Annotated in this window: 10 protein-coding genes and 1 riboswitch; all 10 genes read right to left on the bottom strand. The window is 37.6% G+C overall.

The annotated features are described in order from the left end of the window. Nucleotides 1–18: 18 nt before the first annotated feature. On the bottom strand, nucleotides 19–1,227 hold the full coding sequence (locus AB3I34_RS12420; RefSeq protein ID WP_002356686.1) for an FtsW/RodA/SpoVE family cell cycle protein: 1,209 nt from the start codon (nucleotides 1,225–1,227) through the stop codon (nucleotides 19–21). A gap of 3 nt (nucleotides 1,228–1,230) precedes the next feature. Next, nucleotides 1,231–1,536, bottom strand: coding sequence for a YlaN family protein (locus tag AB3I34_RS12415; RefSeq protein WP_002356684.1), 306 nt, complete (start codon nucleotides 1,534–1,536; stop codon nucleotides 1,231–1,233). A 226-nt stretch (nucleotides 1,537–1,762) separates the two neighbouring features. After that, complete coding sequence (gene recQ / locus AB3I34_RS12410; protein ID WP_002376699.1) at nucleotides 1,763–3,532, bottom strand: DNA helicase RecQ; 1,770 nt, start codon at nucleotides 3,530–3,532, stop codon at nucleotides 1,763–1,765. Between the two features lie 316 nt (nucleotides 3,533–3,848). Further along, complete coding sequence (gene typA / locus AB3I34_RS12405; RefSeq protein ID WP_002356682.1) at nucleotides 3,849–5,684, bottom strand: translational GTPase TypA; 1,836 nt, start codon at nucleotides 5,682–5,684, stop codon at nucleotides 3,849–3,851. Nucleotides 5,685–5,904: 220 nt separating this feature from the next. Next, nucleotides 5,905–6,687 carry an inositol monophosphatase family protein gene (locus AB3I34_RS12400; protein WP_010712689.1) on the bottom strand — a complete coding sequence of 261 codons (783 nt, stop codon included), beginning with the start codon at nucleotides 6,685–6,687 and terminating at the stop codon, nucleotides 5,905–5,907. Then, the gene (locus tag AB3I34_RS12395) at nucleotides 6,688–6,966 is read right to left on the bottom strand and encodes a UPF0223 family protein (RefSeq protein ID WP_002356679.1); all 279 of its coding nucleotides are present in this window, start codon (nucleotides 6,964–6,966) and stop codon (nucleotides 6,688–6,690) included. 49 nt (nucleotides 6,967–7,015) lie between these two features. Then, nucleotides 7,016–8,281 (bottom strand): voltage-gated chloride channel family protein, encoded by a 1,266-nt coding sequence (locus tag AB3I34_RS12390; protein WP_002384204.1) that lies wholly within the window; start codon nucleotides 8,279–8,281, stop codon nucleotides 7,016–7,018. Between the two features lie 76 nt (nucleotides 8,282–8,357). Then, nucleotides 8,358–8,427: riboswitch (Fluoride riboswitch) on the bottom strand. Between the two features lie 50 nt (nucleotides 8,428–8,477). Further along, the gene (locus AB3I34_RS12385) at nucleotides 8,478–9,728 is read right to left on the bottom strand and encodes a glycosyltransferase family 2 protein (protein ID WP_010712690.1); all 1,251 of its coding nucleotides are present in this window, start codon (nucleotides 9,726–9,728) and stop codon (nucleotides 8,478–8,480) included. Continuing rightward, complete coding sequence (locus AB3I34_RS12380) at nucleotides 9,725–9,868, bottom strand: hypothetical protein (protein ID WP_002376693.1); 144 nt, start codon at nucleotides 9,866–9,868, stop codon at nucleotides 9,725–9,727. The genes AB3I34_RS12385 and AB3I34_RS12380 overlap by 4 nt, the downstream gene beginning before the upstream one ends. A gap of 28 nt (nucleotides 9,869–9,896) precedes the next feature. Beyond that, on the bottom strand, nucleotides 9,897–12,126 hold a 2,230-nt coding region (locus AB3I34_RS12375; RefSeq protein WP_368027853.1), incomplete at its 5' end, for a SpaA isopeptide-forming pilin-related protein.

Raw genomic sequence — 12,126 nt, 5'->3', positions numbered from 1 at the left:
CATCAATTTCCTTCAAATTTATTGGTTCTGTTCTAAAGATAAATAGTACTCATTTTCTAATTTCTGACGTGTTTCATCTGCACTGATATTCAGGACAAAGGCCACAGCAATCGAAATAATCAGCAAACTATTCCCACCTTGACTCAAGAACGGGAAAGTAATTCCTGTTAATGGAATAATCCCAGTAATCCCACCAACATTAATAAAGACTTGAATCAATAACATTGTACCAATTCCAATACACATTAGTGAATTAAAAGGTTTCTTCGAGCGTACACCGACTAAAATAATTCGCGCAATCATAAACATCAACAATCCTAAAATCGCTAGACCGCCGATAATGCCTAACTCTTCTAAAGTAATCGCAAAGATAAAATCCGTATGTGCTTCAGGTAAAAAGCCTTTTTTCTGAACACTATTTCCTAGACCTTTACCAAACCAGCCGCCATTACTGATTGCATAATAAGAATTAGCTAACTGATGGCCTAAGTTCCGTTCATCTAAAAATGGATTTTTAAAAACAGCAAAACGATTATAAATATATTGGTAACGCGCTGGGAAAATTTTTCCTTTCGACATAATTAATAACTGAATAGCCGTGATACTACCTAAAATGCCCAAGCCACCGACCAAGTAGGTATACATATAATTAATTCCACTTGCTAAAACCATCACGATGGTAATCAATGTTAGAATGGCCGCATTCCCGAAGTCAGGCTGGATTGCAACTAGAGCAATTAATACAAAAACGAGCATCAACGGTCGTCCGGCAGCTTGTTTAAATTGATCCATGCCTCCATTAATTGTCTTTTGTCGCCGTGCTAAAATATAAGACAAGTACCAGACAACCATAATTTTTAAATACTCAGCTGGTTGCATCGAAAATCCACCAATCTCAATCCAACCACGCGCGCCGTTAATTTCTTTCCCGATACCAGGAATCCGAACGGCTAAAACCATAACCGTAATTACTGCAATGGCAAACATGATAAAACTTCGATTCTGGAAAACGGATGTTTTCATCTTATAAATAAAAAACATTGCAACTAACCCTACTACCCAAAAGGCAACCTGGTTAATAACGAATGACGTAGGTGAAAAACCTTTCATTACTTGTAATGCGGATGTGGAACTATATACCATAATCAATCCCACGATGCTTAAAATTAAATATGGAATAAAAATACTATAGTCTAGCAAATGCCGTTTCTTTACTTTGTTTGGCAAAGCTTAACCCTCCTTGCCAATCTCGTTTTTTTCTTGTGTTTCTTCATAAACATCTGTATATAATTGATTCAATTCGCGTTCTAAATCACTTAGTAAGCGATGTCCTTCATCATTAGTTAAAATCCCCAAACGGGTCGCATAGGTCACTTGTCTTGAAAAACCATACATTTGTGTATCCACCACTTCTTCAAATGCTTTACATTGAGAAATGCACAAACTGTTTTTTTGATTACGAATAAGCATTTTAATGCGTTCTGCATCGTCTTCTAATAATTGAATGGCAAATTTCTTTGAAATTCCTTCGTCCATTTGTACAGAACCTCCCTATCTTAATTAAATAATTATAACATAATTCTCAGTTAGATACATGATGATTTCAGAAAATTTCCTTTAAGAAATTTTCTAAAACCAAGCGATATATTAAGTAAGAAATCTCTTTATATAACAAGCTTATTTTATCAATACAACAACAAATACATTAAAAGACTTTTTTCTTATTTTCTGCTTTTAATTTTAAATAAAATAACAAACTATATCATTTTTTTGTCTCTTGATATTCTTTAATTACTTCTAAAAAGACGGTACCATATTTATCTAATTTATTTTGGCCGACCCCTTTTATTTGCAATAATTGAATCGTTGTTTGCGGTAATTTTTCACACATTTCTTTAAGTGTACTATCGGAAAAGACTACATATGGCGGCACGCCTGCCTCTTGAGCCATGTCCATACGTAATTCGCGCAATCGTTCAAACAAGGCATCATCCACTGCTACTTTTCGAACTTTTTGGTCTTCTTTTCGGAAGACTTTCCGTTCCCCTAAAAGCACCTGAACACCTTCTGTCGAGACTGATAACAACGGAAATTGCCCATCAGAAGGAATTAAATAACGTTCTGCTGTCAAATAATCAATCAGCTGTGTGACTTCTTTTTGGGTGCGACCTTTCATTAGTCCGTATGTTGGCAAACGATCAAAATGCCATTGATCTATTTTTTGATCTTTTGAGCCAGTCAAGACTTTACCAACTAAGCCCTTACCGAAACGTTCTCCCATACGTTTTACACAAGACAAGACTTTTTGGGCATCGACCGTAATATCGACTAATTCTCGATTATCCAGACAATTCGAGCAGCGACCGCAGTCCGTCCCTTCTTCACCAAAATAGCGTAAAATATATTTTTGTAAACACATTTGTGCATTCGCATATTGTGACATTTCCCGTAATTTCAAGTATTCTTTCTGCTTATAATCAATGGTCATTTCAGATTGTTCAATAAAGTATTGTTGAATTTGCAAGTCTTGTGGAGCAAACATTAACACAGCATCACTAGGCAGACCGTCACGACCAGCTCGGCCGGCTTCTTGGTAATAAGATTCAATATTCCCTGGTACTTGTGCATGAATGACAAAACGAACATTACTCTTATTAATCCCCATACCAAAGGCATTTGTTGCTACCATCACTTGCACTTGATCATACAAGAACGCTTCTTGATTTTCACTACGTAACTGTTCACTCATGCCCCCATGATACATCCCAGCTGCAATTTTTTTACTTTCTAATAAATGATAAATTCGTTCAACTTCCTTCCGCGTGCTTGCATAGATAATACCTGATTGCCCAGTATTCATCTTTAAATATTCCAAAAGAAAAACGTCTCTGTTTTGATCTTTCACGACTTGAAAAGATAAGTTTTCTCGAGCGAACCCTGTTTTGATTTCATTTTCTGATGGAATTCTTAATTGTTTAACAATATCCTCCGCTACTTGTGGCGTTGCTGTAGCTGTTAGTGCAATCACAGTTGGTTGCTGTTGAAATTGATCAATAATCTCTGCTAAACGCAAATAGCTTGGACGAAAATCATGCCCCCATTGTGAAATACAGTGTGCCTCATCTACTGCCAATAAATCAATTGGTACATGTGTCAGCATCTGTTGAAAATCATAAGATTCTAATCGCTCTGGCGCAACATACAATAGCTTGACTTCTTTGTTAACCGCTAATTGAATACGATGATTCATTTCTTGATAGGAAATGGTACTATTGATATATGTAGCTGGAATCCCCATTAAATTCAGGGCATCTACTTGATCTTTCATTAAAGAAATTAATGGTGAAATCACCAATGTTAAATTATCCAAAAGTAAGGCTGGCAACTGATAACAAATTGATTTGCCTCCACCTGTTGGCATAATGCCTAAGACATTTTCTTGTCGCAATACATGGCGAATAATCGTTTCTTGTCCTGGCCGAAAATCATCATAGCCAAATGTATCTTTTAATAATTCTTGTAATGCACTCATTTATTGCGCTCCAATCTTTGTTCTACAAGTCATTTTAACACGCTAATCTAACAGGAACAAGGTGTGTTAAAACAAGACACAATCGTGAAACACCAGTTAACGTGAAACATCAAAAAAAATGAAAAATTGTGAAAGCTTGCTATCAAAAGCTTTCAAAAATAGCGACATTTGCTTGTTGTGGATAACGAGTAGTTATCCACACATAAAAAATATCCTTATCTTAAAATACGCATTAATTCGTTTTTGCCATCAAAAAAACCAACTATTTTCGTAGTAAAACGAGCATAGTTGGTTTAAATGTTTATTTGTCGAAAAATTATTCAGCTTTTTTCTTTTTCTTGCTTGCTTTTTCGCGTTCGTTTTTGTTAAGAATTTGTTTTCTTAAACGGATGCTTTCTGGTGTTACTTCACAGTATTCATCTTCATTCAAGAATTCTAATGATTCTTCTAACGTTAATTTTTTCGGTTTTTTGATGACTGATGTTTGGTCTTTCGTTGCCGAACGAACGTTAGTCATTTGTTTAGCTTTTGTGATGTTCACAGTTAAATCGTTGTCGCGGTTGTTCTCCCCAACAATCATTCCTTCGTAAACTTCTGTCGTTGGTTCAACGAAAACTGTACCACGTTCTTCAATACTCATAATTGAGTAAGTCGTTGCCTTACCAGTATCGATTGAAACTAATGCACCTTGATGACGGCCGCCAATCGTTCCTTGAATCATTGGTAAGTATTGATCGAAGGTGTGGTTCATAATACCATAACCACGAGTCATTGATAAGAATTCTGTTGAATAACCAATTAAGCCACGAGCTGGTGCTAAGAAGATTAAACGCATTTGTCCGTTACCGGCATTAATCATATCTTGCATTTCGCCTTTACGTAAACTTAGTGATTCAATCACGCTACCCATGTATTCTTCAGGTGTGTCAATTTGAACACGTTCAAATGGTTCACATTTAACCCCGTCAATTTCACGCTCAATAACTTCTGGACGAGAAACTTGTAATTCATAGCCTTCACGACGCATGTTTTCAATTAAAATTGATAAATGCAATTCGCCGCGGCCTGATACAGTCCAAGAATCTGGGCCAATTGGATCAACACGTAAAGATACGTCTGTTTGTAATTCAGCCATTAAACGTTCTTCGATTTTACGAGCGGTAATGTATTTTCCTTCACGTCCCGCAAATGGAGAATTGTTAACTAAGAAAGTCATTTGTAAGGTTGGCTCATCAATGTGTAGAATTGGTAAAGCTTCTTGATTGTGAACATCTACAACTGTTTCCCCAACGAAAATGTCTTCCATTCCTGAAACGGCAATTAAATCGCCCGCTTTTGCTTCATCAATTTCCACACGTTGTAAGCCAAAGAAACCTAAAATTTTCGTTACACGGAAATTTTTCACGCTGCCATCTAATTTCATCAACGCAACTTGGTCGCCGACTTTCATTGTGCCACGGAACACACGGCCAATCCCAATACGTCCAACGTAATCGTTGTAGTCTAGTAATGATACTTGGAATTGAAGTGGTTCGTCTGAATTATCAACTGGAGCTGGCACATGTTCAATAATTTTATCAAAAATTGGGGCCATTGTTGGCTCTTGATCTGCTGGATCATCTGATTCACTTGAAGTTCCGTTTAAAGCAGAGGCATAAACAACTGGGAAATCTAATTGATCGTCGTCTGCGCCTAATTCGATGAATAACTCTAAAACTTCATCTACTACGTGTTCAGGACGAGCAGAAGGTTTGTCAATTTTGTTAACAACCACGATTGGTGTTACTTTTTGTTCTAATGCTTTTTTCAATACGAAACGTGTTTGAGGCATTGTTCCTTCATACGCATCGACAACTAAAACAACACCGTCTACCATTTTCATGATACGTTCTACTTCACCACCGAAGTCCGCGTGTCCTGGTGTATCTAGAATGTTGATACGTGTACCGTTATAATCTACGGCTGTATTTTTTGCTAAGATAGTAATTCCACGTTCACTTTCAAGTGCATTGGAATCCATTGCACGTTCTTGTAATTGTGTGTGTCCATCTAAAGTGTCAGATTGTTTTAAAAGTTCATCTACTAAGGTTGTTTTACCATGGTCAACGTGGGCGATAATTGCCACGTTACGAATATCATCTCTGTATTTCAATTTAATTGCTCCTTATCTATATACGCTTATGTTACTTAAGTCCATAAAAGCCGACTGCTTATTATAGCAAACTTTTTTCATTAAAAAAAGGCTTTCGCCTGCAAAAATAATGAAAGTTTTAGAAATTATTCGGCTTTTTCTGAAAACAAGGACATTTTTTTACAAATTTTTCTCTTTTAAAAGAGGAAGAGCCTTACCTTTCAGCAACGCTCTTCTTTGATTATTCCGATTCATTTAAATACTGGGTAAATACTTCATCATAGGTTTCAGGAGTTGCTGCAATAAAGTATTCACGGCCAGCAAAAGTTAATGGTTTTCCTGTAATACCAGAGTATTTAAATCCAAATTCTTCCAAAAGTACTAAGCCTGCTGCATAATCCCAAGGACTTAGATTAGATAAATAGCCATGATGGTTGCCTTTTAACATAGCAATAATTTCCAAACCTGCACAACCGCTAATACGCACGCCCATGCTTGCTTGTCCGATTTCCGTTGCGTGATGAATATTTTTTCCATGCATGTAAGCATTCATGCCCCATAATCCATCTGCCAAGGCTTTCATAGTAGGCGCTTTTAATAATTGATTATTCCGATAAACGCCAAGCCCTTTGCCACCCCAATAAAGTTCTTCTCGCATCACATCATAGATAAAACCTAATTTACCAATGCCGTCTTCATAAACAGCTAACATAATACAAAAATTTTCTCTTTCCATCACGAAATTCATTGTGCCATCAATCGGATCGATGATCCACACGCGACCAGCAAAACTTTTTAAAGTATTGTAGCCTTTTTCTTCCCCTAAAATTTGATCTTCGGGAAAATTTGTTTGAATTTTATTCATTAAAAATTCTTGGGTTTGTTCATCCATATTTGTCACTAAATCGGTGCGGCCATTTTTCTGTTGAACGGTTAACTCTGATTCCAAGTTCATTCGAATCACATCGGCTGCTTCAAAAAGCCAACTTTGAATTGTTTGAACAAATTTTTGCGTTTCAGTCATCTAATCATCCCCCAGCTTTAATTTACCGCTTCCCTGTTTTTTAGCTTGTTGAAGCGTACGATATAACGAATATCCTGAAGCATTTTCAAATTCACGACCTAAGCGTTTTTCTTCGCCGATACTTTTAACGACCGTTTTAAATTGTTGATAAGTTGTTAAAAATTTGTCAACAGGCAAGCCTGTTTCGTTGGCTTGCTCAACTGCTGTCCACATATTAGTGACAATCACCATTTCCTCTGTCGTCCAATCTAAATCTAATGGATATTGATAGTCTTTCATGTCTTCACCTCATCTTCTCTAGTTTAGCATATTTTCATAAAAAAACATCTTATTTACGTCGATTTTTTAATGCGTTAAAGAGAGGATATTCTGCTGTTCCTTTGCGATACAAACTTTGTTGCGAAGCATAAATACCGCTATTTCCTGAACACATAAAACTGATTAAGCAGACCATGAAAAAATAGACCGCCGCTTCACTACCAAATAGTTCAATGCCCATAATGAAGCAAGCAATCGGCGTATTCGTGGCGCCAGAAAAAACACCAATAAATCCTAAACCTGCTAAAAAAGGAATTGACAGATGTAACAAAGGGGCCAAAGAACTACCTAACGTAGCCCCAATTTCAAACAATGGCGTTACTTCCCCTCCTTGGAACCCAGCACCCAGGGATAACACCGTAAAGAATAATTTCCCAACAAAATCAAAAGGCTGCGCATTGCCTGCAAACGCATCTTCTAGTAAAGGTAAACTCAAGCCTAAATAACGTTGGTTGTTTAAGACGAGCACAAACAGAACGACAATGGACGCCCCAAGAAACGCACGAAGGTAGACATTAGCAAACCAATTTGCGTAGGTCTTTTTTAAAAAGACAATGGAACGACTAAAAACCCAACCTGCCAAGCCAAAACAAATCGATGCCAAAAATAATTTTACAAATAGATCAACTGACCAAGTCGGAATTTTGCCCATCGGATAATGCGTATGTGTTACACCAAAACTTTCAGTTACAAAATTAGCAAATAAGCCTGCAAAAAAACTTGGGAAAAGTGCCTCTGCACGAACTTTTCCAATCGCCAAAACTTCTAATCCGAAAACCGTTCCCGCTAATGGTGTGCCAAAAACAGAACTAAAACCTGCACTAATTCCGCTAATAATAATTACTTGTCGTTCCAAAGCGGACAGTTTAAAGACTTTTCCTACAGCATTTGCGATTGCGCCCCCCATTTGCACCGCCGTCCCTTCACGACCAACAGAACCACCAAATAAGTGCGTAGTGATCGTGCCAAACAACGTTAAAGGAATTAAGCGCAAGGGAATATCTTCTTCCCCGCCATTGCCTTGTTCAATCACTAAGTTATTTCCTCGGCTAGCATTTTTCCCAAAACGCGTATAGAAATACGTAAAAACGACACCGCTAATGGGGAGGATAAAGAGTAACCAAGGATTTGCTAAACGAACATCTGTTACATAGGTGAGACTCTTTAAGAAAAAGGCGGATAACGCCCCCATAAATAAACCAATAATTGCGGTAATGAGCAACCATTTTGCCATATACCCGCCAATTGATAGTAGTTGCTTTGTTTCTTTTTTCACTTTACATGCTCCTTTACAATTTTCTTATCGCCAATCCTAGCGTACAGAAAAAGCCTACCAAAGGGTACACTTCTCCCGTTTGGTAGGCGTCATTAATTTATTCGTCCAATAAATAGTTCGTGGTGAACACCATCACCATGTTGCTATTAAACTATTAAAAATAATACCACGCAACTCTGGAAAGTGCAATAAAAAATCAATTGCGTTCCGTTTTTATCCACGTGCTATTACCTTTGATAAACCGATAATAAGCCATTACCACACTAACGAATAAAATTAAGTACATGTAGGAAATAGTAAAAGGTAAACTAATTAGCCCCAGTTTTGCAGGTACTTTTAGTTGAAACTTTTTCAACTCGCGATAATAGTTGATTGTAAAAAAAATGCCGAAAACTAACGAAATACTGACGGCCAAAACAAAACTAATGACGAGTGATAACGAAAAACCTAACCTATACAAGTGTTGCAGTTGAAGCCCAGTTAAGATAAAAACGAGCATTCCTGCGACGAGATTAATAAAGGGTTGCGCTAAAAAATAATAGATGCCGCACTTCTGCCTTAGCGTTAATGACTTTGATTTAATCACCCTGGGTAAATACGCTAGACAATCTAAATTACCTTGAACCCAACGGCTTCGTTGCCGAATAAACCGCTTCACATCCTTTAGCGCTTCTTGAGCCATAAAGGCCTCGTCAATATAAGCAATCGATAACTCTTTCAGCATTAATTTAATGGTTAACTCATAGTCATCCAACAAAGCATTTCCCCAAGGTTGATAGCCTAAGTGTTCGGTAATCATGGATAACCGAAAAAACTGACCGTTGCCACCAAGTCCGATGGTTTTTGTTGCTCGACGCGCCTTTTGAATAAAATTATTAATCGTAAAAAACTCAACATCTTGTGCAATAAACATAAAATTTGTGACATCTTTCATTTTGATTCTTGTTTGTGCAGCACAGATTGTCGTATCCTTAAAAACAGCAGTTAGCTCATTAACAATATTTTCACTAAAAAAACCATCTGCATCCACTACTCCCACCAATATTTGATTTCGTGAGTAGTCTTTTTTTTCTGCATCTGCTAATACAATTTGGAAAGCATGGTTCAAAGCGGCGCCTTTGCCTTGTTGCGCATTGGGAAATTGACGAGACAGAACTTGGATTGGACCAGCAATACTGTCCATCATTGCTTTGGTTTGGTCCGTTGATCCATCATCAATCGCAATTATTTTTTTCTTAATTGGTAAAGCAACCAGTTTTTTTAATGTTTCTCCGATGACTTTCTCCTCGTTTACACACGGTACAAGAAAGTAGCAGAAAAATTCTTCTGCTACTTCGACTTCTCTTCTTGTTTTTTTTCTTGTTCGAAAACTGAGAAATAAACTTGTAAATAAATAGGTTAAGAAAATGAACATAATTACTTTGTATAACTGATACAAATAAATCATGTAATTTGTCCTCTTTTCAAAAAATAACGGTATAAAATGTAGGCAGTGACAATTGAAACTAGAATAACACCAATTAAATCAGTCACAAAAAAGGCGCCTGTTGAAATTACCCCAAGTTTCGGTAAAGCTGATTGGCTCATTAGATACTCCTTTCTCTCTATTTGTTCTTTACCAACACACCACCACGATGACTATCACACATCCCCCATAATAATATCTTGGCGGATTATAGTACACAGGTGGATTATAGTTAGTGACTGGCGGCACATACTCAGGCCAATATGTTGGTGGCGGCGGATTATAAACTGGTATTCTGCGATTTTCTCGAACAATTGCAATTGTTTGACCCGCATGATTTTGCGTCAGACTGACACGTGTTGGTGTCGTGTTCCTCGAATAACCTGCTGGTGCCTGAATTTCTCTAATTTCATACACGCGATTAACGGACAGTCCGCTAATCGTGACTGTGCCGTCCCACCCGGTTGTCACTCTTTGTGTATAGCCATTTGTCGTATCTCGCCATTCAAAAACTGCCCCTGAGAGGCGTACTTTTGTTTCAACGTCTTGTTTAATAATTTTGATAGCACCATAATTCGCTTTGTTATTTAACACTAACGTATGCGTCTTTGTTCCTTGACCTCTTAGATCAATCCGATGAACTCTACTATCTAACGAGTAACCAGTTGGTGCTTGAATCTCAGTGATTTCGTAAATACGATTTGACGATAATCCTGGAATCAGAACCTCTCCATTACCATTTGCTGTGAATGTCGCAGTGTAATTATTGGTGGTATCGCGGAACCTAAATTTCGCTCCTGCTAAACGTTGTCTTGTATCCGTATCTTGCTTAACAATTTTGATGGCACCCTGTTGCGGTGTATTATTTAAGACCAAGGTATAAGTTTTTCCACCTTGTCCACGTAAATCAACTTTGTGAACACGCCTATCTATGATATAGCCATTCGGCGCTTTGATTTCTGTGATTTCATAGATACGATTCCCCGCTAGTCCTGGAATCAGAACCTCACCATTTCTATTCGCTGTAAATGTCGCAGTATAGTTATTGGTGGTATCTCGGAATTTAAATTGTGCACCTGCTAAACGTTGTCTTGTATATCCATCTTGCTTAACAATTTTGATGGCACCCTGTTGTGGTGTGTTATTTAAGACCAAGGTATAAGTTTTTCCACCTTGTCCACGTAAATCAACTTTATGAACACGTCTATCTATGACATAGCCATTCGGCGCTTTGATTTCTGTGATTTCATAGATACGATTCCCCGCTAGTCCTGGAATCAGAACCTCACCATTTCTATTCGCTATAAATGTCGCAGTATAGTTATTGGTGGTATCTCGGAATTTAAATTGTGCACCTGCTAAACGTTGTCTTGTATATCCATCTTGTTTAACAATTTTGATGGCACCCTGTTGTGGTGTATTATTTAAGACCAAGGTATAAGTTTTTCCACCTTGTCCACGTAAATCAACTTTGTGAACACGCCTATCTATGATATAGCCATTCGGCGCTTTGATTTCTGTGATTTCATAGACACGATCACCTGCTAATCCAGTAATCAGTACTTCACCGTTTCTATTCGCTGTAAATGTCGCTGTGTGATTGTTGGTGGTATCTCGGAATTTAAATTGTGCACCTGCTAAACGTTGTTTTGTATATCCATCTTGCTTAATAATTTTGATGGCACCTTTTTGAGCTTGATTATTTTTGGTGAACGTGTAGGTTTTGCCAGCATAATTCGAGGGTAAAAGAACTCTATGCACCGTTTTGTCAAGTATATAACCATTTGGTGCTTTGATTTCTGTAATTTCATAAATCCGGTTGACGGAAAAATTATACAAAGTTGCTTCACCATTAGCATTAGCAGTTACTACGCCTGTATTCCCATTCACTGTGTCACGCCATCTAAATTGTGCGCCTGCTAAACGTTGTTTTGAGTAACCATCTTGTTTTACCAATTTTAAATTGCCACGTAGTGCTACATTTTCAATTGTATAATAACCAATCTTATCAGCATAATTAGTCGTTAGTGTAACTCGGTAAGTCTTGTTATTTAGGATATATCCGTTTGGTGCTTTAACTTCTGTAATTTCGTATACACGATTGACTGGTAAATTCGTTATCAGGGCTTGTCCGTTTTTGTCGGCTACGGCTGTTCCTACTTTTCCTGTCACCGTATCACGCCATTTGAACTCCGCACCTGCAAGGCGTTTTCCTGAATCTTTGTCTACTTTGATTATTGCTAAACTACCTTTTTTCGCAATATTATCAATGGTTACTGTCACTACTTTATTGGCTTGTGCAGTTGTTAGAGTGACTTTATGCACGGTTTTGTCTAGTACATAGCCTGCGGGTGCTTTTGTTTCCGTAAGTTCATACGTG

It is taken from the genome of Enterococcus sp. C102(2024) (assembly GCF_040888205.1).
In the GTDB taxonomy this organism is placed as follows: domain Bacteria; phylum Bacillota; class Bacilli; order Lactobacillales; family Enterococcaceae; genus Enterococcus; species Enterococcus faecalis.
Note: the sequence above shows the minus strand (reverse complement) of the source record. Positions and strands in the feature narration are given on the sequence as shown.